Annotated in this window: 25 protein-coding genes, 1 other RNA gene and 1 pseudogene; 21 read left to right on the forward strand and 6 right to left on the reverse strand. The window is 63.5% G+C overall.

The window, feature by feature from the left end; all coding sequences use genetic code 11:
* The first annotated feature begins 240 nt into the window (after window positions 1-240).
* The 6 genes and pseudogenes from ACR9ZN_RS32445 to ACR9ZN_RS32470 all read left to right on the forward strand — a co-directional run bounded on the left by ACR9ZN_RS32445 (window position 241) and on the right by ACR9ZN_RS32470 (window position 5,177).
* Window positions 241-967, forward strand: a pseudogene (locus ACR9ZN_RS32445) (SDR family oxidoreductase).
* Window positions 968-1,137: 170 nt separating this feature from the next.
* Window positions 1,138-1,908, forward strand: coding sequence for a trans-aconitate 2-methyltransferase (gene tam / locus ACR9ZN_RS32450; protein ID WP_481274168.1), 771 nt, complete (start codon window positions 1,138-1,140; stop codon window positions 1,906-1,908).
* A 90-nt stretch (window positions 1,909-1,998) separates the two neighbouring features.
* Window positions 1,999-2,637: an SGNH/GDSL hydrolase family protein gene (locus tag ACR9ZN_RS32455; protein ID WP_454813372.1), complete on the forward strand. Its 639-nt coding sequence runs from the start codon at window positions 1,999-2,001 to the stop codon at window positions 2,635-2,637.
* Between the two features lie 245 nt (window positions 2,638-2,882).
* Entirely contained in the window at window positions 2,883-3,965 is a 1,083-nt protein-coding gene (locus ACR9ZN_RS32460; RefSeq protein WP_454813373.1) for a 3-deoxy-7-phosphoheptulonate synthase, read from the forward strand.
* Window positions 3,966-4,107: 142 nt separating this feature from the next.
* On the forward strand, window positions 4,108-4,482 hold the full coding sequence (locus ACR9ZN_RS32465) for a hypothetical protein (protein ID WP_454813374.1): 375 nt from the start codon (window positions 4,108-4,110) through the stop codon (window positions 4,480-4,482).
* Window positions 4,483-4,565: 83 nt separating this feature from the next.
* A complete protein-coding gene (locus tag ACR9ZN_RS32470; protein WP_481274169.1) occupies window positions 4,566-5,177 on the forward strand; it encodes an MOSC domain-containing protein in 612 nt (203 codons plus the stop codon).
* A gap of 30 nt (window positions 5,178-5,207) precedes the next feature.
* On the opposite strand, the gene ACR9ZN_RS32475 is transcribed toward ACR9ZN_RS32470, so the two are convergent.
* Window positions 5,208-5,777, reverse strand: a complete 570-nt coding sequence (locus tag ACR9ZN_RS32475; RefSeq protein WP_481274170.1) for a dihydrofolate reductase family protein — start codon at window positions 5,775-5,777, stop codon at window positions 5,208-5,210.
* A 200-nt stretch (window positions 5,778-5,977) separates the two neighbouring features.
* Between ACR9ZN_RS32475 and ACR9ZN_RS32480 the strand changes: the two genes are divergently transcribed.
* Both ACR9ZN_RS32480 and metF read left to right on the forward strand, forming a co-directional pair.
* The gene (locus ACR9ZN_RS32480; RefSeq protein ID WP_481274171.1) at window positions 5,978-7,096 is read left to right on the forward strand and encodes an ArsR/SmtB family transcription factor; all 1,119 of its coding nucleotides are present in this window, start codon (window positions 5,978-5,980) and stop codon (window positions 7,094-7,096) included.
* Window positions 7,050-7,868, forward strand: a complete 819-nt coding sequence (metF, locus tag ACR9ZN_RS32485) for a methylenetetrahydrofolate reductase [NAD(P)H] (RefSeq protein WP_481274172.1) — start codon at window positions 7,050-7,052, stop codon at window positions 7,866-7,868. Before ACR9ZN_RS32480 ends, metF begins: the two co-directional genes overlap by 47 nt.
* 94 nt (window positions 7,869-7,962) lie before the next feature.
* On the opposite strand, the gene ACR9ZN_RS32490 is transcribed toward metF, so the two are convergent.
* The 3 genes from ACR9ZN_RS32490 to ACR9ZN_RS32500 form a co-directional block, all read right to left on the reverse strand.
* Window positions 7,963-8,781, reverse strand: coding sequence for an AAC(3) family N-acetyltransferase (locus ACR9ZN_RS32490; RefSeq protein WP_454813378.1), 819 nt, complete (start codon window positions 8,779-8,781; stop codon window positions 7,963-7,965).
* Window positions 8,782-8,808: 27 nt separating this feature from the next.
* A complete protein-coding gene (locus ACR9ZN_RS32495; RefSeq protein ID WP_481274173.1) occupies window positions 8,809-9,342 on the reverse strand; it encodes a GNAT family N-acetyltransferase in 534 nt (177 codons plus the stop codon).
* Window positions 9,343-9,571: 229 nt separating this feature from the next.
* Complete coding sequence (locus ACR9ZN_RS32500; RefSeq protein WP_454813379.1) at window positions 9,572-10,279, reverse strand: B3/B4 domain-containing protein; 708 nt, start codon at window positions 10,277-10,279, stop codon at window positions 9,572-9,574.
* Between the two features lie 206 nt (window positions 10,280-10,485).
* Here ACR9ZN_RS32500 and ACR9ZN_RS32505 point away from each other — a divergent pair, with 206 nt between their 5' ends.
* The 7 genes from ACR9ZN_RS32505 (at window position 10,486) to ACR9ZN_RS32535 (ending at window position 16,572) form a co-directional block, all read left to right on the forward strand.
* Window positions 10,486-11,514 (forward strand): CorA family divalent cation transporter, encoded by a 1,029-nt coding sequence (locus tag ACR9ZN_RS32505; protein WP_454813380.1) that lies wholly within the window; start codon window positions 10,486-10,488, stop codon window positions 11,512-11,514.
* A 107-nt stretch (window positions 11,515-11,621) separates the two neighbouring features.
* Window positions 11,622-12,377 carry an N-acetylmuramoyl-L-alanine amidase gene (locus ACR9ZN_RS32510; RefSeq protein ID WP_441774007.1) on the forward strand — a complete coding sequence of 252 codons (756 nt, stop codon included), beginning with the start codon at window positions 11,622-11,624 and terminating at the stop codon, window positions 12,375-12,377.
* Between the two features lie 156 nt (window positions 12,378-12,533).
* Window positions 12,534-12,943, forward strand: an RNA gene (rnpB, locus tag ACR9ZN_RS32515) — RNase P RNA component class A.
* 324 nt (window positions 12,944-13,267) lie between these two features.
* Window positions 13,268-13,519 carry a GlsB/YeaQ/YmgE family stress response membrane protein gene (locus ACR9ZN_RS32520; protein WP_434955727.1) on the forward strand — a complete coding sequence of 84 codons (252 nt, stop codon included), beginning with the start codon at window positions 13,268-13,270 and terminating at the stop codon, window positions 13,517-13,519.
* 185 nt (window positions 13,520-13,704) lie between these two features.
* Window positions 13,705-13,887, forward strand: a complete 183-nt coding sequence (locus tag ACR9ZN_RS32525; RefSeq protein WP_481274174.1) for a CsbD family protein — start codon at window positions 13,705-13,707, stop codon at window positions 13,885-13,887.
* 160 nt (window positions 13,888-14,047) lie between these two features.
* Window positions 14,048-15,577 (forward strand): PAS domain S-box protein, encoded by a 1,530-nt coding sequence (locus tag ACR9ZN_RS32530; protein WP_454813382.1) that lies wholly within the window; start codon window positions 14,048-14,050, stop codon window positions 15,575-15,577.
* A gap of 146 nt (window positions 15,578-15,723) precedes the next feature.
* Entirely contained in the window at window positions 15,724-16,572 is an 849-nt protein-coding gene (locus ACR9ZN_RS32535) for a transglutaminase-like domain-containing protein (protein WP_441774005.1), read from the forward strand.
* A 32-nt stretch (window positions 16,573-16,604) separates the two neighbouring features.
* Here ACR9ZN_RS32535 and ACR9ZN_RS32540 read toward each other — a convergent pair whose 3' ends face one another.
* Window positions 16,605-17,639 carry a DUF4424 family protein gene (locus ACR9ZN_RS32540; protein ID WP_454813383.1) on the reverse strand — a complete coding sequence of 345 codons (1,035 nt, stop codon included), beginning with the start codon at window positions 17,637-17,639 and terminating at the stop codon, window positions 16,605-16,607.
* 250 nt (window positions 17,640-17,889) lie between these two features.
* On the opposite strand from ACR9ZN_RS32540, the gene rsmH reads away from it, so the two are divergent.
* The 6 genes from rsmH (at window position 17,890) to murD (ending at window position 25,400) form a co-directional block, all read left to right on the forward strand.
* Entirely contained in the window at window positions 17,890-18,927 is a 1,038-nt protein-coding gene (gene rsmH / locus ACR9ZN_RS32545; RefSeq protein WP_441774003.1) for a 16S rRNA (cytosine(1402)-N(4))-methyltransferase RsmH, read from the forward strand.
* On the forward strand, window positions 18,924-19,280 hold the full coding sequence (gene ftsL, locus ACR9ZN_RS32550; RefSeq protein ID WP_434955733.1) for a cell division protein FtsL: 357 nt from the start codon (window positions 18,924-18,926) through the stop codon (window positions 19,278-19,280). Before rsmH ends, ftsL begins: the two co-directional genes overlap by 4 nt.
* Before the next feature lie 11 nt (window positions 19,281-19,291).
* Complete coding sequence (locus tag ACR9ZN_RS32555) at window positions 19,292-21,097, forward strand: peptidoglycan D,D-transpeptidase FtsI family protein (protein WP_434955734.1); 1,806 nt, start codon at window positions 19,292-19,294, stop codon at window positions 21,095-21,097.
* A gap of 154 nt (window positions 21,098-21,251) precedes the next feature.
* Complete coding sequence (locus ACR9ZN_RS32560; protein WP_481274175.1) at window positions 21,252-22,703, forward strand: UDP-N-acetylmuramoyl-L-alanyl-D-glutamate--2,6-diaminopimelate ligase; 1,452 nt, start codon at window positions 21,252-21,254, stop codon at window positions 22,701-22,703.
* Window positions 22,704-22,875: 172 nt separating this feature from the next.
* Entirely contained in the window at window positions 22,876-23,997 is a 1,122-nt protein-coding gene (gene mraY, locus ACR9ZN_RS32565) for a phospho-N-acetylmuramoyl-pentapeptide-transferase (RefSeq protein WP_454813386.1), read from the forward strand.
* A 14-nt stretch (window positions 23,998-24,011) separates the two neighbouring features.
* The gene (murD, locus tag ACR9ZN_RS32570; RefSeq protein ID WP_481274176.1) at window positions 24,012-25,400 is read left to right on the forward strand and encodes a UDP-N-acetylmuramoyl-L-alanine--D-glutamate ligase; all 1,389 of its coding nucleotides are present in this window, start codon (window positions 24,012-24,014) and stop codon (window positions 25,398-25,400) included.
* Window positions 25,401-25,411: 11 nt separating this feature from the next.
* Here murD and ACR9ZN_RS32575 read toward each other — a convergent pair whose 3' ends face one another.
* Window positions 25,412-26,296: a LysR family transcriptional regulator gene (locus ACR9ZN_RS32575; protein WP_481274177.1), complete on the reverse strand. Its 885-nt coding sequence runs from the start codon at window positions 26,294-26,296 to the stop codon at window positions 25,412-25,414.
* Window positions 26,297-26,357: the final 61 nt, after the last annotated feature.

Here is a 26,357-nt window from a genome sequence, read left to right on the forward strand (position 1 = left end):
GGCTTTGCGATCTGTCGAGGCCGACAAGAATCGCAAGGACGCGTCGAACCTGAGAGGCAGAGCAGGAAAAGCGGCCATGATTGAACGCGCTTTGCTCTGGCGGTGGGAAGAGGGCCGGGGGAAATAGCCCAGGAGGCGCGCCAAAGCTAGTGCCGATCCAAAATTTCCTGACTTTGATTTGTCAGACTTGTCAGCAGGCTTGCGCCCGCTACCATGCCACCAATCATGCGGGAGGAAGCGATGGAATTTGCCGGCGAGCGTATCGTGGTAACGGGAGCCACCAAGGGTATCGGACGGGCTACGGCCAAGCTGCTGGCGGCCCGGGGCGCACAAATCATCGCCATCGGGCGCAATCAAGCTGAGCTCGAAAGCCTGTCCGCCGAGACGGGCGCGGAGATCCATGCCGTCGACCTCGCCGATCCCGGGGCCGTCCGCGCCGTGGCCCGTTCGATCCAGCCCGTCGATCGGCTGGTCAACAATGCCGGCACCACCACACTCGAGCCTTTCCTGGAAACCAGTGTGGAGGCCTTCCAGGAACTGATGTCGGTGAACGTGGTCGCGGCCATGATCTTCGGCCAGGAATGCGCGCGCAGTATGATCGCCCGGGGCAAGAAGGGGGCGATCGTCAACGTATCCAGCATCTCCTCCTCGATCGGCTTTGCCGATCACGCGGCCTATTGCGCCAGCAAGGGCGCGCTCGAACTCGCTGACCACCGTGATGGCAAACGAACTCGGACGCCAAGGCATCCGCGTCAATGCGATCTGCCCGACGGTGATCCTCACGCCCATGGCGGTGAAGGCCTGGAGCGACCCTGCCAAGGCCGCGCCCATGCTGCAGCGCATCCCGCTGGGACGCTTCTTCGAGCCGGAAGAAGTGGCGGAGACCATCGCCTTTCTCCTCAGCGACAAGGCCTCGATGGTGAACGGGGTCGCCATGCCCGTGGATGGCGGCTTCCTGATCACCTGAGGCGGCCAACCGTGGTCCTCCGGCGTGGCCGGGGCATGGTGCCGAAAGGGGGATGCCTGTTTGCGGCATTCCCGATGCGACGACGAGGGCCTGCAACACCAAGTCCGATTCCGAAATCGGATGTGGTGCTGTAGACGCTTCGCTGGAGCGAATATTCAAGGATGTTTGTCATGGCCGATTGGAACCCCTCGCTCTATTTGCGTTTCGAGGATGAGCGCACGCGGCCGGCACGAGACCTGCTCGATCGCGTGCCCCTGGCGCCACCCACCCTTGCGGTCGATTTGGGGTGCGGCCCGGGCAACTCCACCGAACTCCTGGCCAAGCGCTGGCCCGCGGCCGAGGTGATCGGGATCGATACCTCCGAGGCCATGCTGTCGGAAGCGCGCAAACGCCTGCCTTCGGCTCGCTTCGAACAGGGAGACGTGACGAGCTGGCAAGCAGCAAAGCCGCCGGAACTGATCTTCGCCAATGCCGTGATGCAATGGATTCCCGGACATGCAGCTTTGCTGCCGCGCCTGCTGGCCCAAACCGCACCGGGCGGCATGCTGGCCGTGCAGATGCCCGACAATCTGGCAGAGCCGTCCCACCGCCTGATGCGCGAGACGGCCGCGGACGGCCCCTGGGCGGCCGAGCTTGGCAATGCTTCTCGCATCCGCGAGCGCATCCTGCCCGCCGAGGACTATTATAATCTGTTCGCCGGTCAGGCCTCTTCGATCGATATTTGGCGCACCACCTATTATCACGTGCTCGACGATGCGCCGGCCATCGTGTCCTGGCTGCGGGCGACCGGTCTGCGCGCCTTTCTCGATCCGCTGGATCCGGAGCAGCAGCCTGCCTTTCTGGAAGACTATACGGCGCGCATCGCGAAGGCCTATCCGCCGCGGGCCGACGGCAAGGTGGTGCTGGCCTTTCCGCGCATCTTTATTGTCGTGCAACGCTGATCGCGCTTCTTTGCTCTCACTCCTTGTTTCGGCGCGTCCTTGCGGTTCCCGTCGAGGCCGCCCCATCGCAAAGCGCTCCAGGAGACCTCCATGAAGAATGTTCTTTGTTTCGGCGATTCCAACACGTTCGGCACGCCGCCTCTGGCGAGCCTGGACGAGGCCCGGCGCTACGACGGCAAAACGCGCTGGCCAGGGGTTATGCGCAAGATCCTCGGCCATGCCTGGCACGTGATCGAGGAAGGCCTGCCTGGACGTACCACCATCCGCGACGATCTCATCGAGGGAAGCCACAAGAATGGCCGGCGCTATCTCGCCGCCTGCCTGGAAAGCCATCATCCGCTCGATGTCATCGTATTGATGCTGGGCACCAACGATCTCAAGGCCCGTTTCGGCGCACCGCCTGAAGACATCGCCGCCGGGGTCGACATCCTCGCCGGCATCATCGCCGGGGCGCCCAATCTCGACCGGCCGCCGGCCAAGCTGCTGATCGCCTGCCCGCCGCCGATCCGCCTCGTCGGCTGCCTCGGGTCGCTGTTCGCCGGCGGGGTGGAAAAATCGCAGGCCCTGCCACCTTTGTACGAGGCTGTCGCGCGCAAGCATGGTGCCGAGTTTCTCGATGTCGGCGCGCTGATCGAGGTGAGCCCCATCGATGGCATCCATTACGAAGCCGAGGCACATCGCACGCTGGGACAGGTATTTGCCGAACGAGTCCAGGCGCTGGGAAGCTGATTGCTCACGGCAAATTCGCACGTGACAAAATCATTGGCCGTCGCTATATGCCTGCCATGACCTTTGCATCCGCCCCCACCTTTTATTGGTATTTTGGCTTTCGCAGGCCTCAGGCGGAGGTAGGGGTGCGCTCGATCTGAAGACAGCAACAGATCAGACCCAAACAACCGCCAGCCCGACTGGCGGTTTTTTTATGCCGCCGGCCGGGACCAACCAAAGCCCAAACCGAGACTGGAACCCAGGCCATGTTGAGCACCACCGACGATCTTCGTATCCGTGAAATCAAGGCGTTGACCACGCCGGCTGACGTGATGGGAGAACATCCCCGCACGCTGGAGGCAACTCGCACCGTCGCTCAATCGCGACAGGCCGTGCATGACATCCTGCGCGGCAGCGACGATCGTCTCGCCGTGGTGGTCGGCCCCTGTTCGATCCATGATCCGGTGGCCGCCCTCGATTACGCCGATCGCCTGATGAAGCTGCGCCAGCGCCTGGGTTCCTCGCTGGAAATCATCATGCGGGTCTATTTCGAGAAGCCGCGCACCACGGTGGGATGGAAAGGCCTGATCAACGATCCCGATCTCGATGGCAGCTTCCAGATCGACAAGGGGCTGCGCATCGCCCGCAAGGTGCTGCTCGACGTCAACAATCTCGGTCTGCCGGCAGCCTGCGAATTCCTCGACATGACCACGCCGCAATATATCGCCGACCTCGTCGCCTGGGGCGCCATCGGGGCGCGTACCACCGAGAGCCAGATCCATCGTGAATTGGCCTCGGGCCTGAGCTGCCCGGTCGGCTTCAAGAACGGTACGGACGGCAATGTGCGCATTGCGGTCGATGCAGTGAAATCGGCCTCCCAGCCTCATCACTTCATGGCGGTGACCAAGGATGGCCGCTCCGCCATTGCCTCGACCACCGGCAACGAGGATTGCCACATCATCCTGCGCGGCGGCAAGAGCACCAATTACGATGCGGCGAGCGTTGAGGCGGCCTGCAGCGACGTTGCCAAGTCGGGCCTCTCGCCGGTGGTGATGATCGATGCCAGCCATGCCAACAGCGCCAAGAAGCCGGAGAACCAGCCCCTGGTGCTGGCCGATATCGGCATGCAGCTCGCGGCAGGCGACAACCGCATCATCGGCGTGATGATCGAGAGCAATCTCGTCGCCGGCCGCCAGGACCAGGTGCCCGGCCAGCCGCTGACCTACGGGCAGAGCATCACCGATGGCTGCATCGATTGGGACACCACCGTCGTCGCCCTCGAGCGCCTGGCGCTGGCGGTTGAGCAGCGCCGCATCGCCAACCGCGACGCGGTGAAGGTCGGGGCGTAAGCGGGGGCGGCTCTTCGGACTCGCCTGGAAACGTAAGCTTGCCGGAGAGGGTAGGCGGGTCTGAGGATCCGCCTACCATTGTCGCCGATTTGACGCGGCCTGCCCTGAACCGGCATGGTCGGGCCGGAACGGAGACGAGGACGTGAGCGAAACCCAGATTATCAAGAAGGTCATCTTCGCCGTCTGGTGGCGGATCGGCATTCCCCTGGCCCTGTTCGTCTTCGCTGTCGGCTGGGCGCTGAACTTCCTGTTCTATGTCGCGCCGATGCTGCAGGTTACAGGCTCGATTTCCCATTATGGTGCGATGCTGATCGCCGGCCTGCTGGGCGGCGACGTCTCGGGCTTTCTGGGAGATGGCGGGCTCATCGGCAATGTGATGATCGGATTCCTCCGCGCCATTCTCGACAATCTCCCGATGCTGGTCATTCTGGTGCTGCTGACACGCTGGCAGATCCGGCGCCACTTGCCCCGTATCCTGCGTGACTGTGGGCTGGTGAGCGCCGGCGAGGAGGGATGAGGCAAGCCATCGAGCGGCGTTTTTGCGTCGCTGCCGATTCGGTGGCAGACCGAGATTCCCGCGCTGCCAGACGAGGTGAGACCATGCCGGATCTTTCGATCAACACCACCCCCGACATAGCTGTCAGCCCTGTGCTCAAGCGTGCGGGGCGGGTGGTCATGGTCGCCGCAGCCGGGGGAGAGGCTATCGGGGCGGAGAGGCTGGGCGAACTCGTGCTCACGCATGAGGGCATACCGGGAGACCGGCATGCGGGTTTTCTCAGGCCCGCCGATGTCAGGGTGCCCTGGTTCGAGCGCAACGCGCCGATCCAGAACGAACGCCAGGTCTCCATCGTCTCGATGGAGGACCTTGCGGTGATCGCCGACAATCTCGGCGTCGAGCGCGTGGAGCCGGAATGGCTTGGCGCCAACCTCGCCGTGGAAGGCGTGCCGGATTTCTCCTTCCTCCCGCGTGGTACCAGACTGTTCTTTCCCTCGGGCGCCGTGCTGGCGGTGACGGGGCAGAACGATCCCTGCCGCATCGCCGGGGCGGAAGTCGAACGGCATCTGAGCGGGCAGGAGGGGCTTGCGCTGCGCTTTGCCGCCGCGGCCAAGCGCCTGCGCGGCGTGGTCGCCACTGTCGACCGTCCCGGCTCGATCCGGGGCGACGAAGAGTTCAAGCTGCGGGTCCCCGAGCAGTGGATCTGGCAGGGCTGAGCCGTAAACGGCAAATGCTACACTGGTACGTCAGGGCAATTCCGGCCCGGCCAGCGCAAAGCGCAGCAGCGTCACGCCCTGGGGCAGGCTTTCACTGCCGAGCGGTTTCAGCTTGAGCGACAGGCCCGGCTGAAAATAGGGCTTGCCGCCGCCCAGCACGAGGGGATGCTGATAGAGGCGGTATTCGTCGATGAGGCCAGATCGCGCCAGTTCGGCGGCGAGGGTGGGGCCGGCGACGCCGATCTCGCCGTCGCTCTCCGCCTTGAGCGAGCGCACCGCCTCCAGGGCGTTCGAGCTCACCAGCGTCGCATTCGGCCCGACCTCCCGCAGCGTCGTCGAGAAAACGAGCTTAGGCGTCTCGCGCCAGGCGTAGGCAAAATCCATCTCGACCTCGCCGGAGTCCTGTTCGCGCTCGGGGCTGTCCCAATAGCGCATTACCTCATACATGCGCCGCCCATAGAGTGCGACCGACGTCTGCCGCATAAGCTGGTTGAAATGCCGGTGCAGCTCGGCCTGGGGGATGGGCAGGCCAAATTCCTGCTGTGGTGCGGTGACATAGCCATCCAGGGACATCAGCATGGCATAGACGATCGTGGCCATTGGCGCCTCCCTTGTTCTCTGGCCACTATGCCCAAACCAATTGCATAACGCAATCAGTTCGAAGGGATAGGCGATGATTTCACCAGCTTATTCGCGCAGAAGTCGCCTGTTCACATGATGTCGTCGCTTGCGAAACAAAATTCTTGCGCATTTTGGGAAATGACATAAACATATCTTTATGTGAGAGACGGTGGCGTAGGATGACGAATCTAGCTCCTTTCGAAATGGTGTTGGGCACGCTGAAGGCGTCGGGTGAACCGACGCGCCTTCGCCTGCTGGCCATCCTGGCGGAAGGCGAGCTCAACGTGACCGATCTCACCGAGATCCTCGGGCAATCGCAGCCGCGCATCTCGCGTCACCTCAAGCTTCTGGTTGAAGCCGGGCTGGTGGAGCGCATCCGCGAGGGCGCCTGGGCCTTCTTCCGCCTGGCGGAAGGGACGATGAAATCCGAGATCTTCGCGCAAATCCTTGCCGGCCTCGATCGCAGCGACCGCATTCTTGCCCGCGACCGTTCTCGCCTCGTCGAAGTCAGGCGCACCCGGGCGGCGGTGGCTGCCGATTATTTCCGCGCCCATGCCGGTGACTGGGATCGCATACGCGCCCTGCATGCCCCCGACGAGGCGGTCGAGGCAGCGTTGCGCGAGGTGGTCGGCAGCCAGCCTATCCAGGCTTTCCTCGACATCGGCACCGGCACCGGGCGCATGCTCGAACTGTTCGCGCCGCTGGCGGTCCGTGCCGTCGGCATCGACGCCAGCGCGGAAATGCTGGTGATCGCCAGGGCCAATCTCGAACGGAACGGTATCCGCAATGCCGTGGTGCGGCAGGGCGATCTCTTCGCGCTTTCGGTCGAGCCGGGCGCCTATGACCTCATCATCGTGCATCAGGTCCTGCATTACCTCGACGATGGCGCCAAGGCCCTGCGCGAGATCGGGAGGGCGCTGCGCCCGGGTGGCCGTCTGGTCATCGTCGATTTCGCCCCACACGAACTCGAATTCATGCGCGAGGATTTCGCGCATCGCCGTCTCGGTTTTGCCCGCGAGACGATCGAGCATTGGCTGGAAGCCGCGCATCTGCGGCCGGATGGCTGGCGCCTGGTGGAAGCGGGCGGGGGCGCTCGAGCCTCACCGTATCGATTTGGACCGGGCGTGATCCGCGCCGGGTCTCGGACACTATCACTCTTGGTCAGGAGGTCGCGTGATGGCTGGTCACGCCTTGCCCTCACACGGCGGTATTCGGGTTTCCTTCGAGTTCTTCCCGCCGAAGAATTCGGAGATGGAAGCGGCCCTATGGGAGGCGATCGAACGCCTGGCGCCGCTTGATCCCCTGTTCGCTTCGGTGACCTATGGTGCCGGTGGTACCACCCGTGAACGCACGCATGGCACGGTGGCCCGCATGGTGCAGGAAACCGATATCCGCCCGGCTGCACATCTGACCTGTGTCGGCGCCACGCGCGAGGCCATCGACGAGGTGATCCGTGGCTATGCCGAAGCAGGCGTGCGCCACATCGTGGCACTACGCGGCGATCCGCCGGCCGGGGTGGGTGCCCGCTACGAACCCCATCCGGGTGGCTATGCCAATTCTGCCGATCTGGTGGCGGGTATCAAGGCGCAGGGCGATTTCGAGGTCTCCGTCTCGGCTTATCCCGAGAAGCACCCCGAAAGCCCGTCGCTCGCCTTCGACATCGACATCCTCAAGGCCAAGGTCGATGCCGGCGCCACGCGTGCCATCACCCAATTCTTCTTCGACAACGAGCATTATCTGCGCTTTGTCGATCGGGTCCGCGAGGCGGGCATCGATATTCCGATCGTGCCGGGCATCGTGCCGGTGCAGAATTTCAACCAGGTCCGCAACTTCGCCGAGCGCTGCGGGACCGATGTGCCGCGGCGCCTCGCCGACCGCTTCGAGGGCTTGGACAATGATGTTGCCACGCGTAAACTCGTGGCCGCCGCGGTCGCCGCCGAACAGGTTTTCGATCTCGTCGATCGCGGTGTCAGCGATTTCCACTTCTACACCATGAACAAGGCCGATCTTGTCTATGCCATCTGCCATCTGCTCGGCCTCAGGCCAAAGGTGGAGAAGGCGGCGGCTTAGCCGGAGCGCGGACTTCCAGTCCGCTTCTCTCGCTCCCTGAAATGGGATCCTCCCAGGAGTGGGCGAGGATATCCGCATTGCCGGCGCCAGTTTCCTACGCGCTAAGTATATTCATGCCGCGCCAGCGCGAAACGGTGGCATCGACTGTTTCGCGGACAGGCAGGAGATGGGATGGTGCCGATCCTACGGTGCCGCTACGGGCTATGCCCGTCTCGACAAGATGGCGTCCCGCATCCTCCAGGAGATCGACACGCAGGATCGCTGTCTCATAGCGCTGCCAGCGGCGCTCGCCATCGACCATCAGGGGAGCGCCCTCTTGTATCAAGGTCTGGTGCGGCCAGGTCCGTCGCTCGGCCAGATGCAGGATTGTGCAGCTCTCGAAACTGACGCCGAGTAGAAGCACCCTGGCTTCGAGATCGTAAAGCCTTGCCAGCGGCGAGTTCTCGCCGAAGGGGTCTTCGAGCGGTTGGTCTTGAAGGATCGTCTCAGCCCGTGTGCCCCAGGCCGCCAAGGAACTGGTGGGATGGTTGCTGCGCATCACACCGGGCCAGGTCCGGAACAATTCGGCGATCCTGCCCATGCCGCGTGCCGGTGTTCGCTTGGGGTCGAAGGCTGGCATCGATTGGCGCACGGGTTCATGCCATGCCTGCGGAATGGGCGGCGCACCCCAGTGGACAGGATCGGTCAGGTCCGGCGACATCGCCGGCATGAGGAGCGTGCCCTCGGGGGTGATGACGTCGCAAAGCGCCTGGATCACCGCCGTCTCGGCGCCATTGACCCAGCCGAGCGCCTTGAGGGAGCTATGAACGAGCAATGTTCCGCCGGGCGTGACCCCGAGTAGCCGCAGGTCGGTAGCAAGGCTTTCCCTCGTTTGCGGCATGGTGCTTTGCTGGATGATGCTTGCCTCGGTCATGACTTCCTCAGGAACAGGGAGAAGGGCTCACCCCCGCAGCCGTGCCATCATATGGGCATCCGCGAACGCACCGGCCCGGAATGCGTAATTGCGCAGGAGCCCCTCCTGCTTGAAGCCGAACCGTTCGTAAAGGCGTATGGCCTGCAGATTGTCGGCAAAGACCGTCAGTTCGAGACGCTCGATCCTCAGCCAATGATCGGCCGCGTCGATGACTTCCCGCAGCAGCGCGGTGCCGATACCCTTACCGAGATGGTCGTCATGAACACCCATTCCAAGACCTGCGGCATGGGCCCGCCGGCCGCCGTAGCGCTCCAGGCCGGCATTTCCCACGATGGTGCTCTCGAGTACGGCAACGAGATTGAGGGCCTCCGGACCGAGCTCTTCCAGCCATCGCCGGGCCAGCTCCGGCCTCTGATAGGGCAGGCGAAGCGTGCCGGCCCTGTAGCCGGGAAGATTGGCGAGTGCGGTTATCGCATCGACATCCTCCAAACGCGTGGCACGTATCGACAATCCCGGCGGTGCAGGCCGTGAATCGAGGGGATGGGATGGGGGCGGGGGCATGGTCGCTCTCCTTTTCGCGAGGAGAGCCGGGCTTCCATGGACCCTGCTCGCCTCGCAGGGTTCATGGGTCGATCGTATCGCGCTTACGGCAATACTCTTCCCGCGCCCCGAGGGAGGTGCGTGGCAAGATGCATGCAGGTCATGCGCTTTATGTTCATGCGCCGACACTAGGCCATTGGCTCGAGAACGGCAAGATGACGAGAATGCACCTCGCAAAAGCACGATCCGCTCAACCCAGCGTGATCGTGGGATTGCTCCTGTCGGCATAGCCGATCGAGATGCTGGCGCCGCAATCGGCCGTGAGCCAACCGGCGAGATGGTTGGCGGCCTCCTCCAGTTCACCCCAGCCATTGGCCTGCACCGTCACCAGCGCCCGCCTTGTTTCCGGCGTGATGGCCGAGCGCATGTCCTGGCGCCAGTTCCATCGGCGGCACAGCACATGCCTGCTGTCGGCGAGCACGACCTCGCCATCCTTGGGCGGATCATTGGGATCCTCGCCTGCCTCCGCGCCCATATCCAGAAAGCTGTCGCCGGGGCGCGAGAAGCGGAAGGCGACGGGCGGGGCGATCTTGTCGAGATCGTCGGCGCCGATGCAGAAGCCGTGCTGCAGTGAGATCGTGTTGTAGATATCGACGAAATTGTTGATGGCGGGCAGTCTGTCGCCCGCCAGCACGCGCTTGATCAGTCGCTCGACCGAGGAGCGATAGCTGGTCTTCTTGATGCCGAAGCCCTTATAGGCGCCGCGCCAGGCCCCGACGCCCGGAATGGTGGAAAGTTCCATACCTTCATGCTGGCTGCGGCAGGCTGCCTCCGAGGCGAGGATGGCCGCATCGAGATGGCCCGGTCGTCCCGTGGTGACGGCAAGATCTTCGGCCACGAGGACGGCCACACGGAAGTCGGGAAAGCGTTCGGTGAGTTCGGCAATGGTCAATAGCATGGGCGTCATTCGCTGGTCGGTTTGGCGTGGCGCCGGCATCGGACGGTGATGATGTCACAAAACGAATCATCATGCTTTTGATTGATCTTGCCACGAAGGATCGAACGGATAATGTGAATCCGCGCGGTTCGGCAAGCTTTTGTGCGGGCTGCGCTTTTCGGTTCTGCCGGGATGCGTCCCAGCTGTTCAGACTGTGGTGAGGCCGTATGGAAACCGCCAACGCGCCGACTGCGAGCTATGGTATCGAACCCGGATTGCGTTTCGCCCTGCTTCTCGACGGGCGGGGCGGCTGCTGCCAGCTCGACATGGCGCAGGCCCGGGCCTGGAAGCCCGGTGACGGCGTGCTTTGGCTGCATCTGGAGCGCGATCATCCCGCCGCCGCCGACTGGGTCCATGGCAGAGGAGATTTCGATCCTGTCGTCGCAGATGCCCTCCTCGAAGAAGAGTCGCGGCCGCGTGTCGAGCCGATCGACGATGGTCTGCTGATCATTCTACGCGGTGTCTGTGCGACCGCGCCGGAGGAAGTCGAGGAAAAGCCCGCCGATATCGATCTGGTTCCGCTGCATCTGTGGGTCGATGGCGACCGCGTGATCTCGCTGCGCGACAAGGATCATTACATCACGGCTCTGCGCGACATCCGCAAGGCCCTGCACAAGGGCAAGGGGCCGAGCCATGCCGGCGATCTCCTGGCGATGATCGGCGACAAGCTGGTTCGCGACCTCGAGCCGGTGCTCGATGCCATGGACGAGGAGGTCGACGAACTCGACGATCTGATCTTCCAGGGCGATGCCGGCGAAGTGCGTCAGCGCCTGAAGCTGCTCAGGCGGCGCGCGGTGCAACTGCGCCGCTATCTTGCCCCCCAGCGCGATGCACTCAACCGCATGGAGCATGACGACGCTCCCTGGTTGGATGAACGCGACAAGCTGCGCTTGCGTGAGGTGATCGACAAGCTGATGCGATTCATCGAATATCTCGACGCGATCCGGGACCGGACCAGTATCCTGCATGACGATCTTTCCACCGTGATTGGCGAACGTATCGCGCACAATTCCAACCGCCTGGCGGCCCTTGCCGCGCTGCTGCTGCCGCCCAGTGTGGTAGCCGGCCTGTTCGGCATGAATGTCGGTGGTATTCCCGGCGTCGACAAGGGCTGGGCTTTCGCGACAATCGTGGCCTTCGTCACGATCACCTCGATCGTCACGCTATGGGTTCTCAAGCGGATCAACTGGTTGTAATACCGGTCCGCATCGAGACCGACTCTTCCCAGGCAGACCTGTCTGCCTGGGAAAGCGGCCGACAACGTGGATGGACCCTTCCATCTGCCGTATCGAAAAGACCGCCCTTGCAGCTTGATACATCCCTCGCCAACCTTGCCGTTGCCTCGCCCAATCATGGCGAGCGCCTCGACCCGGCGTCGCCACTTCTGCTCGTCCTGCATTATACCGGCATGCCCGACGGTGAACTGGCGCTGGCCCGGCTTTCCGATCCGGCTTCGCAGGTTTCCTGCCATTACCTCGTCGACGAGGGCGGACGGATCATCCAGATGGTGCCCGAGTCCCGCCGGGCCTGGCATGCCGGCCAGGCGAGCTGGGAGGGCGTGACCGATATCAACTCCCACTCCATCGGCATCGAGATCGTCAATCCCGGGCACGAATGGGGTTATCGGGATTTTCCGGCTGTGCAGATGATGGCGGTCAAGGCTCTATGCCGCGATATTGTGAACCGCCACGGCATCAGGCCGCACCATGTGCTAGGGCATTCGGACATCGCGCCGCTGCGCAAGACCGATCCTGGTGAGCGTTTCGACTGGGCCGGGCTGGCGCAAGAGGGTATCGGCCTCCATGTGCGCCCCGCCGCCATTCAGGGCGGGCGTTTCTTCTCCGCCGGCGAGGCTGGCCAGCCCATCGAGGCGCTGCAAGCGATGTTCTCGCTCTATGGCTACGGCATCGCGGTGAACGGGGTCTATGATGCGCTCACCGAGGCCGTCGTGACGGCCTTCCAGCGCCATTTCCGCCAGGCGAGGGTGGACGGCGTCTGTGATGCCTCCACCATTGAAACCTTGCGCAGCCTCATCCTGGCCAAGCAGGCACTGGTGTGACTTTTCGCACAGCGCCCCGGCGCTGCCGGCGCTAAGGTCACTGGCGAATGGTTCTCCCATTTCCTCCCAAAGACACAACTCCCGGCGTCCAACCAATCGGTTGGCGCCGGTTTTTCTTTGTTGACGCCGCCGGCGCTTGGCGTCACACAGGCGCGGCTAGCTGGCTGGGCGGCCGCTGTTGTCAGGCTCAAACCTGGGAATGGAGGAAAGTCCGGGCTCCACGGAAATAGGGTGCCGGTTAATGGCCGGCGGGGGCGACCTCAGGGAAAGCGCCACAGAAAGTAAACCGCCTCGGCAGGCTTCTTTTGAACTTGCCGGGGTAAGGGTGAAAGGGTGCGGTAAGAGCGCACCGCGCGGCCGGTAACGGCAGCGGCATGGCAAGCCCCACCCGGAGCAAGACCGAATAGGGACGACCGCGGCGGTCTTCGGACGCGCCGAGGCGCATTTCCGCGCCGTCGTCCGGGTTGGTTGCGTTGAGGTCACCGGTGACGGTGGCCCCAGATGAATGGTCGCCACGTCCGCGCGAGCGGGCCATACAGAACCCGGCTTACAGGCCAGCTAGCCTTGCCTTTCAGCGGATGAGCGGTGCGCGGACTTGCAGTCCGCTTTTCGACTTCAAACGCGATGTCTCCAAGAGCGGACATCGCGACATGCAAGCATGTCGCTGATATCTCCGCGCTCCAATTCGTGCCTTTTCTAGAACCGCTGTTCCTGGCCAGTCGTTCTTGTTTTTGTCACCGAACGCCGCCACATTGCGCCCGAGTGAGTCTCTCGGCGGATATGATTCCGATTCAGGGAGGCGCGACAGTCAGTTGAAATCGTGGGGAATTCGGGAATGGGCCCCTGTGGCGATCCGGCGAACTCCCGCGGACTTCGAACCGGGTAACATCATGGGTATCGTCTGGACCATCCTCATCGGCTTCATCGTTGGCCTGCTTGCGCGTTTCCTCTCGCCGGGGCAGCACAATCCCAGCGGCTTCATCCTTACCACGATACTGGGCGTGGTCGGCGCGGCGTTGGCGACCTGGCTCGGGCAGCAGATCGGCTGGTACACGATCGGCGAAAAGGCGGGCTTCATCGGCGCTGTTGTCGGCGCAGTCATCGTGCTGCTGGTCTGGCGAGCTTTTGCTCGCAGTGCGTGAGAACACCATGGTGTCCCCAGAGCCTTCATGGCCGGATCCTATCGACAGCTGAGCCGACCGTTTCTGGTGCAGATGGATCAGGCCGCCTGATACCCTGACGTCTTTCGATATTGCGCTCGACATGCGGCAATAGAGCATGCCGTCCGGTGCAGGCGCGCCGGCTGTGGCAGTGCAGGAGAATGGACATGGACAAGGATCGTGTCGGAGGGGCCGCAAAGCAGGTCAAAGGCACTATCAAGGAGGCCGTTGGCAAGGTGACGGGCGATGCCAAGATCCAGGCCGAGGGCAAGGCGGAAAAGCTCGCGGGCAAGGTCCAGAGTGCCGTTGGCGGTGCCAAGGATGCGGCGCGCGACGCATTGAAGAAGTGACGAGAGCGGGGAGTGTCCAGGGGCGCTCCCCGCATTGAGGCGGTCATTTACCGGCGCCTGGAAGTGGAGCGCCGTTCCTTTCGCCTCACACTGTTCCGGACTATGGTTCCGTCCGTAAGAGATGGCATGCCGCGCCTCTCGCCGGCAGTGGGAATAGGTCATGGCGAACGAGGTTCCGGATGTGAGCATCCTGCGACGACAGGTGGATCGGCGTCAGCTCCAGGAGATCATTGCGGGGCTGGCCGAAGGCATCTTGTTGATAGACCCTGCGGAGGGGATCGTCTGGGCCAATGAAAGGGCCCTCGACCTGCATGATGCGGGAGAACTGGCGGAGTTGGGCAGGACGCCGGACGAATATCGGCGGAATTATATGCTGAAATACCGCAACAACCATTCGCTGGCTCCCGAGCAATACCCTCTGAATCGCCTGCTGGCCGGGGAAGTTTTCAAGGAACTGGTCGTCGAGGTCGTCAAAGCGGCGCCGCGCGGAAGGAAAGAGGGGTGGCGCTGCATCCAACAGCTTCGAGGACTGGTTCTCGTGGATGCGGCCGGTAATCCTGAGTCCTACGTGCTGGTCATCGAGGATCTGACCGAGCGTTTCACCGCGGAGGAGCGCTTCGAGCGCACTTTCGCTGCCAATCCGGCGCCGGCCATCATCTGCCGGATATCGGATTTGCGCTATGTGAAGGTCAATCAGGGCTTCCTGGAAATGACCGGCTACAGGCGCGAGGAGGTTCTCGGCCGCTCGACCTACGAAATCGACGTGTTGGAGAATGCCGGAGTCCGGGAGAGTGCGATCACCTCCCTGCGCGAGGGGCGCACGATTCCACAGACCGAGGCAAGTTTACGCCTGGCCGATGGCGACTCGAAGCTGGTCATCGTCGCCGGCCAGCCCATAGAGATCGGTGAGGAGCCTTGCATGCTCTTCACCTTCATGGATATGGAGCCGCGCAGGCGGGCCGAACAGGCCTTGCGGCAGAGCGAAGAGCGTTTCGCCCGGGCCTTTCGCATGACTCCCGTGCCGACCATCGTGATGGCCCGCAAAGATTTCCACGTGTTGGATGTCAACGAGGCCTTCGCCGTGGTGTTGGGCTACGCGCGTGAGGACGTGATCGACAAGCCCATCGCCCTGGTACCGATCTGGTCTTCGAGCGGGTCTAGGCGTCAACTCGAACGTGACATCGAGACCGATGGAGCTTTGCGCAACCGGGATTTGGAGCTGCGCAGCCGGCATGGGGAAGTCCTGGATTGCCTGGTCTCGGCCGAGACCGTCGGCATTCAGGGCCAGGACTGCGTCCTGATCGTCCTGCAGGACATTACCGAACGCAAGCGATCGGAAGTCGAGCTGATGTCCGCCATCGAAGCCGTGATGCAGGATACGTCTTGGTTCAGCCGTACGGTAATCGAGAAGCTGGCCAATCTGCGGGGCGGAGGGACGTCGAACGGGGCCTCCACGGAGCTGGCCGACCTGACCCCGCGGGAGTTGGAAGTACTCGGCCTGCTCTGCCAGGGGCTGACCGATGTCCAAATCGTCAAGGCGTTGAAGCTCACCCGCAATACGGTGCGCAACCACGTCGCCCGCATCTATGGCAAGGCCGGTGTGCACAGCCGGGCCGCCGCCGTGGTGTGGGCGCGCGAGCGCGGATTCACCGGCGCTTCGCAAAAAGCCCGGCCCACCCGTTCAAGCTGAAGCACCTGATGCATCCGCACTAGCAATGCTGACGTATCGGCTTCTATTGCTGCAGGTTTCCCGGCGCTAGCTTGCACCCCTCGGCATGCCGCCACCTCCCCAGCGGGATGAGGATGCGGGCCGGTGCCGTTTATGGGAAAGCCAAGATGCATATCCGCTACGGTTTCGATATTGCGATGCAGTTCTCGCAACCGACCACGCTGATCACCGTTCTCGATGTTCACCCCTCACGGCGCGGCGACATCGTGCGCGAGCAGGATCTCTCCACCCTGTCGAACCATCCGACTCAGGCCCACATCGACGTTTTCGGCAATCTGTGCCGGCGCATCCATGTCGAAGATGGTTTCCTGCATCTGCGCTGCGACGGCGTCATCCGCGACAGCGGGGAGCCTGATAAGGCGGTCGAGAGGGCGAAAATCCTGCCCATCATGGCCCTGCCGAAGGAAACACTGACCTATTTGCATGCCAGCCGTTATTGCGAAACCGATCTCCTGTCCGACTTCGCCTGGGAGCGTTTCGGAGACATAACCGATGGCTGGCAGCGCGTTCAGGCCGTCACGGACTTCGTCCATTCGCATTTGAGCTTTGGCTACGAGCATGCCAGCGCGACGCGTTCGGCCTTGCAGGCCTTCGAGCAGAAGGTCGGCGTGTGCCGGGATTTTGCCCATTTGGCGGTTGCGCTGTGCCGTTGCCTCAACATTCCGGCGCGCTACTGCAATGGTTATCTCGGTGACATCGGGGTGCCTCCCGATCCGGCCGCCATGGATTTCAATGCCTGGTTCCAGGCCTATCTCGGCGGGGAGTGGTATACCTTCGACCCGCGGCACAACCAGCGCCGGATTGGGCGGATCCTCATCGGCTTCGGCCGCGATGCCGCCGACGTCCCGATGATCAGTTCCTTCGGCCGTCACAGCCTGAGCAAGTTCGAGGTTGTGACGGAACGAGTTCCGGACGAACAGGCGGCTGCAACCACGGAGCGGCGGCTGTCACCGTAGCAGCGTCCGGAAAATCGTGATCTGTATAACGTTTATGGTGCGACGTTCTTATCGAGAATCAGGATGTCGATATTGCGGTCCGGCGCGTAATTGTTGCGCTTGAGCTCGTAGCGGGTGCTGCTGACCTTTTTGGCGCCTTCTGCGCAGAAGGAGACCAGGTTGTCGGGAAAGGCCTTGTCGATCACCAGGCCGAACCGGCCGGCAGGGCCGGACCAGCGGCCATTGCCGACGAAGGTGTAGCCAAAATAGGTCTGCCGGGTTTTGGGCGTCTTCGCGGTCTCGCCTGCCTGTGGCTTGGCTGCCGTCAGGCGCTTGGTCAAGGCGTCGGCCGCACGCAGGAAGCCCTCATTGACGCAATATTTCTTCTGATATTGCGTCAACGACTCGCCGGTCAGGTTGGCGCGGTCGAAATAGAGGCCGGCCGCCGAACCGATGCTCGGCGTGTAGCTGTATTGCAGGATGATCTCCTTGCCAGCTGGCAAAACCTGCTGGCGAACGATCCTGGAACGCAAGGTCCAGAGCGGGACCCAGTTTTCGCCAGCCCGGGCGATATAGCCCGGCGTACTCAGCTTGGTAAGGTCCTCGTTGCTCAAGCGCTTGAGAGCCTCGGCGGTGGAGGCGACGGCGGGCAGCAATGGTACGTTCAGGCTCTTGAGCAGATCGGTGATTTCGCTCTCCTTGCCGCCGTCCGGCGTGAAGAAGGCATGTTGTTCCACGCTCGCCTCGACCGATTTGCCGGCCGCCTTGGCCTGGACATCGAGGAAGTTCGGCGAAGCCGCGTTGGGAATGGCTAAATCCAGGTCCGTTTCGCCGGTCACCTCCGGAAGGGGGAAGGCGACTGTCAGCGTCAGGTCCTGGCCGGCTTTGTTGAGGAAACGATAGGCAGCCCGGACCTGCTTGGCCGAGAGGAAGATGTCCTCCGCCTTCAATTCGAGCTGGTCCGCCGGCTCGATGACCAGCCCGCCGGCATCGAGATTGGCAAGACTCTCCTCGGCCGAAGCACCCGGGACGGGCATGGCGAGTGTCAAGGCTGCAGCGCAATAGAGCGCTTTGGCGGGTCGGGGCATTGGCTGCGAATCTCCACACCGTCGAAACGGTTCGGCGCCGATAGTGCCCGCCTTTGCGGCAGTGCGAAAGAGGCAGGGAGCAATGGCAGGATCTCGAGTTCTTATCGAAGTGGTGACGTAACGGAATTTTCAAGGAATGGAGCTGTCCCCACGAACCCTTCATTAACCTTTCATGGGCGTTAATGGGATAGGAGAAATCTGCCCGATTTGCGGGCCGCTTCCGCCTGTAATTCCTGCCTTTGAGAGTTCGATGTCCGCTTCCTCCGCTCCCGCCAACGATGCCGCCCGGCATGTGCCGGTGATGCTCGCCGAGGTGCTGAAGGCGCTCGAGCCGAAGGCGGGCGAGCGCTTCATCGACGGCACGTTCGGGGCAGGGGGCTATACGCGCGCAGTTCTGGCGGCCGCGCCCGATGTGCAGGTGCTCGCCGTCGATCGCGATCGCAACGCCATCACCGACGGCATGGCCCTGGTTTCCGAGATGCAGGGACGCCTCACTTTGGTCGAGGACCGTTTTTCCCATCTCGACAAGCTCGCGCCCATGCTGGGTGAGGGCGGCGTCGACGGGGTGGTGCTGGATATCGGGGTGTCCTCGATGCAGCTCGACGAGGCCGAGCGCGGCTTTTCCTTTCGCCGCGACGGGCCGCTCGACATGCGCATGTCGCGTGAAGGCTCGCATGCCGGGCCGACCGCCGCCGATCTCGTGGCGGAGCTTCCCGAAGAGGTGCTGGCCCGCATCTTCCAGGTGCTGGGCGAGGAGCGCCGCGCGCGTGCACTGGCGCGCGCCATCGTCACCGATCGGCAGAAGGAGCCGTTCCTCACCACCATGCAACTGGCGGATCTGTGCGGCCGGGTGATCCGCTCCAAGCCCGGCGACATTCATCCGGCGACGCGTGCCTTCCAGGCCCTGCGCATTGCCGTCAATGGCGAGCTCGACGAACTCGGCCGGGCCCTGCTGGCCGCCGAGCGGGCACTCAAGCCCGGCGGACGCCTGGTGGTGGTGACCTTCCATTCGCTCGAAGATCGTATCGTCAAGGCCTTCTTCACCGACCGCACCCGCAGCCAGGCCGGCGGTTCGCGCCATCAGCCCGTGGTGGCGGTACCGCCACCGACCTTCGTTCAGACCCATCGGGGAGCGCTGGCTGCGAGCGAGGCGGAAGCCGAGCTCAATCCCCGCGCCCGCTCCGCCAAGCTGCGCTTCGCCATCCGCAGCGAAGCCCCCGCTCGTGACACCGGCACCAGTTTCCTCGGATTGCCTGAGGTGAGTCTTCAATCCGGGAGAGGCCGTTGACCCGCATTCTCAATCTCATCCTGGTCGGTCTGCTGGTGGCTTCCGCCATCGGCGTCTACTCGATCAAATATGAATCGACCTTGCAGGCCGAGAAGGTCGCCAAGCTGCGCCGGGCCATCGAGACCGAACGTCGCGCCATCGAATCACTCAAAGCCGAATGGGCCTTCATGAGTCAGCCCGACCGTATCGGCGCCCTGGCCAAGCGCCATCTCGACCTCGTGCCGATGAAGGTCGTCCAATCCGTCGATGCCACCGATCTGCCCGAGAAGGCGCGCGAAGGCGATTTGATTGCCGAAAAACTCGAAGGACTCGGCCTGGCCGGGGCGCCGCAAGTCACAGGATCGACCCCATGAGTGAGGGGAACATGAGCGACGGGACCATCGTGGACAACCAGGCCAACGCATCAGCGCCCGAAGCCGGGACGGGCTCGGACGCCGCCAGCCCCGCCAAGACGCCGCGCCGGCGCCTTTCCAAGCTCGAAAAGAGCGGCGGGCGCATCGTGCTGATCGTGGTGGGCTTCGTCTGCATCTATATGGCGATCATGGCGCGGCTCACCCAGTTCGGCACCGCTCCCGACCAGCAATATGACGCACGTCGCTCGGCGGCCGACCAGTTGGCGGCGGCTCGCCCGGATATCCTCGACCGCAACGGCCGCATCCTGGCCACGGACGTGCAGGTGCCCTCGCTCTACGCCGAGCCGAAGAAGATCATCGACGTCGACGAGGCGACCGAGTTGCTGACCGCGCAGATGCCCGAGCTCGACGCACGTGAGCTCAGGACCAAGCTTGCCTCGGGCAAGGGCTTCATCTGGCTCAAGCGCGAGATCACGCCAGAACAGCGCAATCGCATTTATGCGCTCGGCCTGCCCGGCATAGGCTTCATCAACGAAAACAAACGCATCTACCCTAACGGGCCGACGGTGAGTCACGTCTTGGGCGCGGTGAACATCGACAACCAGGGCATCGCCGGCCTGGAGAAATACATCGACAACAAGCGCGGGCTCTCCGAGCTGCAGGCGCTCGGCTATGCCTCGACCTCCGACGCGATGAAGCCGGTGCAGACCTCGATCGACCTGCGCGCCCAGGCGGTGATGCGTGACGAGCTCATCGCCGGCATGGAGCATTTCAAGGCCAAGGCAGCGGGCGGCGTCATCATGGACGTGACCACCGGCGAGATGATCTCACTGGTGTCATTGCCGGACTTCGATCCCAACAATCCGGCCGATGCCCTCGATCCCAACAGGATCAACCGTATCAATGTCGGCACCTATGAAATGGGTTCGACCTTCAAGGCGCTGACCCTGGCCATGGCGATCGAATCGGGCCGGTTCACCACCAATTCCATGCTGGATGCCCGGGCCGGCAGCGTCACCATCGGGCGTTGGACCATCCGCGACTACCATCCGCAGCGCCGTATGCTGAGCCTGCCGGAGGTGTTCACCTATTCGTCGAATATCGGCGTCATCCGCATGGCGCTCGGCCTGGGCGTGCCTGCCCACCAGGCCTTCCTGCGTCAGATGGGTCAGCTCGATCGCCTGGTGACGGAGCTGCCCGAAAATGCCGCGCCGATCCTGCCGCGTCGCTGGGGCACTCTGAACTCCGCCACCATTGCCTTTGGCCAAGGCATCACCGTTGCACCCCTGCAGGCCGTCATGGCGGTTGGCGCAATGATGAACGGCGGCCATCTGATGAAGCCGACCTTCATCAAGCGCGACGAGGACGAGGCTCTGGCCCTGTCCAAGCCGGTGCTCAAGCCCCACACCTCCGACGTGATGCGCTACATCATGCGCCTCAACGCCACCAATGGCTCGGCCAAGAAGGTCGACATTTTCGGCTATCAGGTTGGCGGCAAGACCGGCACGGCCGAAAAGCTGATCGGCGGGCGCTACAACAAGAACCTGAACTTCACCACCTTCATGGCGGTGTTTCCCTTCGACAAGCCGAAATATCTGATCACCGTTCTCTACGACGAGCCCAAGGGCCTGCCCGAGACCTATGGATATTCCACGGCTGCCTGGAACGCCGGCGTCACCACCGGCAAGATCCTGGAGCGCGTCGGCCCGCTCCTCGGCGTCAAACCCCGCTTCATGGAGGTTCCCAATCCGGTTCCGCCGCTCAACGCCCCGAGGGACCAGTTGAACCAGAGCATGGCCTGGCTGGCGGCCCGATAAGGTCATCCAATGGGCGGGTCCGACGACCCGCCCATTGCAGTTTGCGGCAATGCATGGCCGGGATGCATCGATCGGCCATTGAAACTGCATTGCCATTGCTCTTAGGCACTCTAATAAAGCCGCCGATTCCGAATCGTCGAAAACCAGGACATTCATGACCAAACGCCTCGCCGACATCGTTTCCGAAGGCTCCCTGGCCGCCGATGCCCGTGCGCTCGAGGTTGCGGGCGTCACCGCCGATTCCCGCGCCGTGAAGCCGGGTTTCGTCTTCGTTGCCATTCCCGGTACGAAGAGCGATGGCGCTGCCTATGTCCCGCAGGCCATTGCCGCCGGTGCGGTGGCTGTTGTCTCCGAAGCCCCGCTCGACGTGCCTGCGTCAGTCGCCCAGATCAAGGTCGGCAATGCCCGCAAGGCGCTGAGCGAGATTGCGGCGGCCTTCTATGACCGCCAACCTGCAACCATCATTGCCGTCACCGGTACCAGTGGCAAGACCTCGGTCGCTGCCTTCGTTCGCCAGATCTGGGCGATATCAGGGTATCAATCGGCGTCCATCGGCACCGTTGGCGTCGTGGCGCCCTGGGGCGAGACCTATGGATCCCTCACCACGCCGGATCCGGTCGAGCTGCACCGTCTGATCGACGAACTGGCGGGCAGGGGCATCACCCATCTCGCCATGGAGGCTTCCTCGCACGGCCTCGACCAGTTCCGGCTTGATGGCGTGCGCCTGGCAGCCGGCGGCTTCACCAATCTTTCGCGCGATCATCTCGACTATCATGCGAGCTTCGAGGCCTATCTCGAGGCGAAGCTGCGCCTGTTCCGCGATCTCCTGCCCGATAGCGCCGGGGCGGTTGTGGCGGCCGACCATGCCGAGGCCGCCGCCGTATTGGCCGCGGCGCGCCGGAAGGGCCTGCATGTTCTCGGTGTCGGCGAGGCGGGTGAAGGCATCCGCCTGAAATCGGTTGAGATCGAAGGCTTCATCCAGCATCTGGAACTCGACTATCGGGGCCGGGCCTATCGGGTGCGGCTGCCGCTCGCGGGGCGCTTCCAGGTGGAGAATGCTCTCGTCGCCGCCGGCCTGTGCCTCCTGACCGGCGGGGAGCCGGATGCCGTCTTCGCTGCTCTCGAGCACCTTCAGGGTGCCAAGGGACGCCTCGACCTTGTCGGCACCGTCGAGGGGGCACCGGTGCTCGTCGACTATGCCCATAAGCCCGATGCGCTCGAAAAGGCGCTGGAGGCCTTGCGTCCCTTCGTGCAGGGCAAGCTGGTGGTGATCTTCGGCTGCGGCGGCGATCGTGATGCCGGCAAACGCCCGATCATGGGTGAGATCGCCACTCGGCTGGCCGACAAGGTCATCGTCACAGATGACAATCCCCGCAGCGAGGATCCCGCCACGATCCGCGCGGCGATCATGGCGGCGGCGCCAGGCGCGATCGAAATCGGTGACCGGCGCCTGGCGATCGAGACAGCGATTGCGGAGCTGGGGCGCGGGGATGTGCTGCTGATCGCCGGCAAGGGACACGAACCAGGCCAGATCGTCGGCAAGACGGTGCTGCCCTTCTCCGATCATGACGTCGCCCGCGAGGCAATCGCCGCGAGGGCCGGGTGATGGCCATCCTTCGGAGCGCGGACATCCTGTCCGCTCTTGGAAACGCCGTGGTTAGCGAGCTAGGAAGAACGGACAGGATGTCCGCGCTCCAGGAAGAATCAAGCCTTTCGCAGGCTGCTCTATTGTTTCGACGCATTTTTTCAAAAAATGCTCTGAGGTTGAAAGGATTTCCATGTTCTATCTGCTGAGCCGCTTCAGCGAACATTTAGAGCTCCTCAACCTGTTCCGCTACATCACCTTCCGGACCGGTGGGGCTATCTTCACGGCACTTTTGTTCGTGTTCTTCTTCGGGCCTTGGACGATCTCCTGGCTGCGCGTGAAGCAGGGCAAGGGCCAGCCGATCCGCGACGACGGCCCGCAATCGCATCTGTCCAAGCGCGGCACGCCGACCATGGGCGGGCTGATGATCCTGTCGGGGCTGGGCGTATCGACGCTGCTGTGGGGCAACCTCGCCAATGTCTATGTCTGGGCCGTGCTGCTGGTAACGCTCGGCTTTGGCGCCATCGGCTTCTATGACGACTATCTCAAGGTGACCAAGCAAAGCCATAAGGGCTTTTCCGGCCGGGCGCGCCTGTCTCTGGAATTCCTGATCGCCGGCGTCGCCGTGATCCTGATGGCGCAGGCGGGCGGGGCGCGCTTCCTCGGCTTCCTGTGGGGCAGCGGAGCGCCGATCTCGCAGGCGACCTCGGTCGCCTTTCCCTTCTTCAAGGAACTCTTGATCAACCTCTCCTATTTCTTTGTGGTCTTTGGCGCCTTCATCATCGTAGGCTTCGGCAATGCCGTGAATCTGACGGACGGCCTGGACGGGCTTGCCATCGTGCCGGTGATGGTGGCCGCCGGTACCTTCGGTGTCATCGCCTATCTCGTCGGCAACGCGAATTTCGCCAATTACCTGCAGCTTCACTTCGTACCCGGCACCGGCGAACTCGCGGTGATCTGCGGCGCGATGATCGGGGCGGGGCTCGGCTTCCTCTGGTTCAATGCGCCGCCGGCCCAGATCTTCATGGGCGATACCGGTTCGCTCGCGCTCGGCGGCATGCTGGGCTCGATCGCCGTGGCCACCAAGCATGAGATCGTGCTGCTGGTCGTGGGCGGCCTGTTCGTGGCTGAGACCCTGTCGGTGATCATCCAGGTACTGTCGTTCCGTTATACCGGCAAGCGCGTGTTCAAGATGGCGCCGATCCATCACCATTTCGAACAGCTTGGCTGGAAGGAACCGCAGGTCGTGATCCGCTTCTGGATCATCGCGGTGGTGCTGGCTCTGCTCGGGCTTGCCACGCTCAAGCTCAGATAGGACGAAAGATCGTCATGATCCCGATCACTTCCTTCGGCGACCGTGCTGTTGCCGTGTTCGGCCTAGGCGGGTCGGGCCTGGTGACTGCCGAAGCTCTCGCCGCCGGTGGCGCCAGGCCCATCGTCTGGGACGATGGCGAAGCCGGACGCAAGGCCGCTGGCGACAAGGGGCTCGACGTCCGCGACCTCAATGAGATCGACTGGTCCTCCGTCGCCGCGCTGGTCCTGTCGCCCGGGGTACCGCTCACCCACCCCGAGCCGCATTGGTCGGTCAAGCTGGCCGCTGCACATGGGGTGGAGGTGATCGGCGATATCGAACTCTTCGTCCGCGAGCGCCGGGCGAGGGCGCCGGGCTCGCCCTTCATCGCCATCACTGGCACCAACGGCAAATCCACGACCACGGCACTGATCGCCCACCTTTTCGCCGCAGCCGGCCACGACGTACAGCTCGGCGGCAATATCGGCACGGCGATCCTGTCGCTGGATCCGCCGTCGCTCGACAAGGTCCATGTCGTCGAGTGCTCCTCCTACCAGATCGATCTGGCACCGAGCATCGATCCCTCCGTCGCTATCCTGCTCAACGTCACTGAGGATCATCTCGACCGCCACGGCACGCTGGAACATTATGCCGCCGTGAAGGCGCGCCTCGTCGAAGGCGCCCGCACGCCAGTTGTCGGCGTCGACGATGTCTGGTGCGCTGCTGTTGCCGACGAGATCGAGCGCCAGGGCGGCAGGCCCATCCGCATCTCGGTGGAGCGGCCATTGAGCGACGGCGTCTACGCCGTTGGCGACAGGTTGCTTTCGGCCGAAGCGGGCAGGGCGGCCGAAGTCGCCAGCCTCGCCGGCATCGGCTCCCTGCGCGGCGCGCATAATGCCCAGAATGCCTGTGCTGCGCTGGCTGCTGCCCGGGCCGGCGGGCTGACACTGGATCAGATCCAGGCCGGCATGCGCAGCTTCCCGGGCCTCGCCCACCGCATGGAACAGGTCGGCCGGCTTGGGCCTGTGCTGTTCGTCAACGATTCCAAGGCCACCAATGCCGATGCCACGGCCAAGGCCCTGTCATCCTTCCCGACCCTGTATTGGATCGCCGGCGGCAAGCCCAAGACCGGCGGCATCGAGGCCCTGACCGAGTATTTTCCCAAGATCCGCAAAGCCTATCTGATCGGCGAGGCGACGGAGGAGTTCGCTGCGACACTGGAAGGGCGGGTGCCCTATGTGCGGGCGGAGACGATCGAGAAGGCGGTGCCTCTGGCGTCTGCCGACGCGGCGGCTTCCGGCCTCGAGGAGGCCGTGGTGCTGCTTTCCCCAGCCTGCGCTTCCTTCGACCAGTTCCGCAATTTCGAAGAACGGGGCAAGGCCTTCTCCCGGGCCGTGCTGTCCCTGCCGGGTGTCGGAAAGGCCTGACGGCATCTCGATCAGCCGAAGCGGGCCACCAGAAAGTCGATGGCACTGCGCAGCATGGCCGTCGGCCGCCGATCCGGGGCGTAGACGAGGTGCATCGGTGTGGGACGATAGGACCATAGCGGCAGCACGGGATCGAGCCGGCCGGCGTCGATATCGTTGATCAACAACAGTTCGGGCTGCAAAACGATGCCTGCGCCATGGAGCGCCGCCACGCGCAGCGCCGATCCCTGATTGGTGGTGAAGCGGCCCCCGACATTTACGGTGCAGGTTTCGCCGTGCGGGCCGACGAGATGCCAGATGCCCTGCGTGCGCCAATAGGCATGGCCGAGGCAATCATGATCGCAGAGCTCACGCGGATGGTCTGGCCGCCCGTGCACATCCAGGTAAAACGGCGCGGCCGCCAGGATTCGGCGATAGGGCTTCAGCGGACGGGCCACCAGGTTTTCATCCGTGAGATCGCCGATATGAATGCCGAGATCGCAGCCCTCACCGATCAGGTCCGGGGTGCGGTTGTCGAGCATGAGATCGACGGTGACGTCGAGATTGCGCTGCAGATAGTCGATCAGGGCCGGCACCAGGCTTTCGCTGCCGAAACTCACCGGCGCGGCCAAGCGCAGACGCCCACGCGGACTGGCCTGCAATTCGGAGGCGCTCGCTTCGGCCAGGGCCACCTCGGCCAGTGCCGTCTTGCAGCGTTCGTAATAGAGCCTGCCGACTTCCGTGAGCTGGTGGCGGCGCGTGGTGCGGTGAAGCAGTCGGGCTCCCAGGCGCTGCTCGATCAGGCGGACATGCTTGGCGACCATGGTCGCCGATACCCGGCTGGTCTCCGCCGCGGCGGCGAAGCTGCCTTCTTCCACCACCCTGACGAACATGGCCATGCCGGCGAGCTTGTCCATGATTGCAATCCATATGGTTCTGAATGAAATGCTCAGATGGCTATTTATCAGCAACCGGGTT

This window comes from Labrys sp. HAY1-8F (assembly GCF_056754975.1).

Excerpts from the sequence above, each read along its gene's own strand:
- tam (WP_481274168.1), top strand. The coding sequence starts at position 1,138 with ATGGCCGATTGGAACCCCTCGCTCTATTTGCGTTTCGAGGATGAGCGC.
- ACR9ZN_RS32455 (WP_454813372.1), top strand. The coding sequence starts at position 1,999 with ATGAAGAATGTTCTTTGTTTCGGCGATTCCAACACGTTCGGCACGCCG.
- ACR9ZN_RS32460 (WP_454813373.1), top strand. The coding sequence starts at position 2,883 with ATGTTGAGCACCACCGACGATCTTCGTATCCGTGAAATCAAGGCGTTG.
- ACR9ZN_RS32470 (WP_481274169.1), top strand. The coding sequence starts at position 4,566 with ATGCCGGATCTTTCGATCAACACCACCCCCGACATAGCTGTCAGCCCT.
- ACR9ZN_RS32475 (WP_481274170.1), bottom strand. The coding sequence starts at position 5,777 with ATGGCCACGATCGTCTATGCCATGCTGATGTCCCTGGATGGCTATGTC.
- ACR9ZN_RS32480 (WP_481274171.1), top strand. The coding sequence starts at position 5,978 with ATGACGAATCTAGCTCCTTTCGAAATGGTGTTGGGCACGCTGAAGGCG.
- metF (WP_481274172.1), top strand. The coding sequence starts at position 7,050 with ATGGAAGCGGCCCTATGGGAGGCGATCGAACGCCTGGCGCCGCTTGAT.
- ACR9ZN_RS32490 (WP_454813378.1), bottom strand. The coding sequence starts at position 8,781 with ATGACCGAGGCAAGCATCATCCAGCAAAGCACCATGCCGCAAACGAGG.
- ACR9ZN_RS32495 (WP_481274173.1), bottom strand. The coding sequence starts at position 9,342 with ATGCCCCCGCCCCCATCCCATCCCCTCGATTCACGGCCTGCACCGCCG.
- ACR9ZN_RS32500 (WP_454813379.1), bottom strand. The coding sequence starts at position 10,279 with ATGCTATTGACCATTGCCGAACTCACCGAACGCTTTCCCGACTTCCGT.
- ACR9ZN_RS32505 (WP_454813380.1), top strand. The coding sequence starts at position 10,486 with ATGGAAACCGCCAACGCGCCGACTGCGAGCTATGGTATCGAACCCGGA.
- ACR9ZN_RS32520 (WP_434955727.1), top strand. The coding sequence starts at position 13,268 with ATGGGTATCGTCTGGACCATCCTCATCGGCTTCATCGTTGGCCTGCTT.
- ACR9ZN_RS32525 (WP_481274174.1), top strand. The coding sequence starts at position 13,705 with ATGGACAAGGATCGTGTCGGAGGGGCCGCAAAGCAGGTCAAAGGCACT.
- ACR9ZN_RS32530 (WP_454813382.1), top strand. The coding sequence starts at position 14,048 with ATGGCGAACGAGGTTCCGGATGTGAGCATCCTGCGACGACAGGTGGAT.
- ACR9ZN_RS32535 (WP_441774005.1), top strand. The coding sequence starts at position 15,724 with ATGCATATCCGCTACGGTTTCGATATTGCGATGCAGTTCTCGCAACCG.
- ACR9ZN_RS32540 (WP_454813383.1), bottom strand. The coding sequence starts at position 17,639 with ATGCCCCGACCCGCCAAAGCGCTCTATTGCGCTGCAGCCTTGACACTC.
- rsmH (WP_441774003.1), top strand. The coding sequence starts at position 17,890 with ATGTCCGCTTCCTCCGCTCCCGCCAACGATGCCGCCCGGCATGTGCCG.
- ACR9ZN_RS32555 (WP_434955734.1), top strand. The coding sequence starts at position 19,292 with ATGAGCGACGGGACCATCGTGGACAACCAGGCCAACGCATCAGCGCCC.
- ACR9ZN_RS32560 (WP_481274175.1), top strand. The coding sequence starts at position 21,252 with ATGACCAAACGCCTCGCCGACATCGTTTCCGAAGGCTCCCTGGCCGCC.
- mraY (WP_454813386.1), top strand. The coding sequence starts at position 22,876 with ATGTTCTATCTGCTGAGCCGCTTCAGCGAACATTTAGAGCTCCTCAAC.
- murD (WP_481274176.1), top strand. The coding sequence starts at position 24,012 with ATGATCCCGATCACTTCCTTCGGCGACCGTGCTGTTGCCGTGTTCGGC.
- ACR9ZN_RS32575 (WP_481274177.1), bottom strand. The coding sequence starts at position 26,296 with ATGGACAAGCTCGCCGGCATGGCCATGTTCGTCAGGGTGGTGGAAGAA.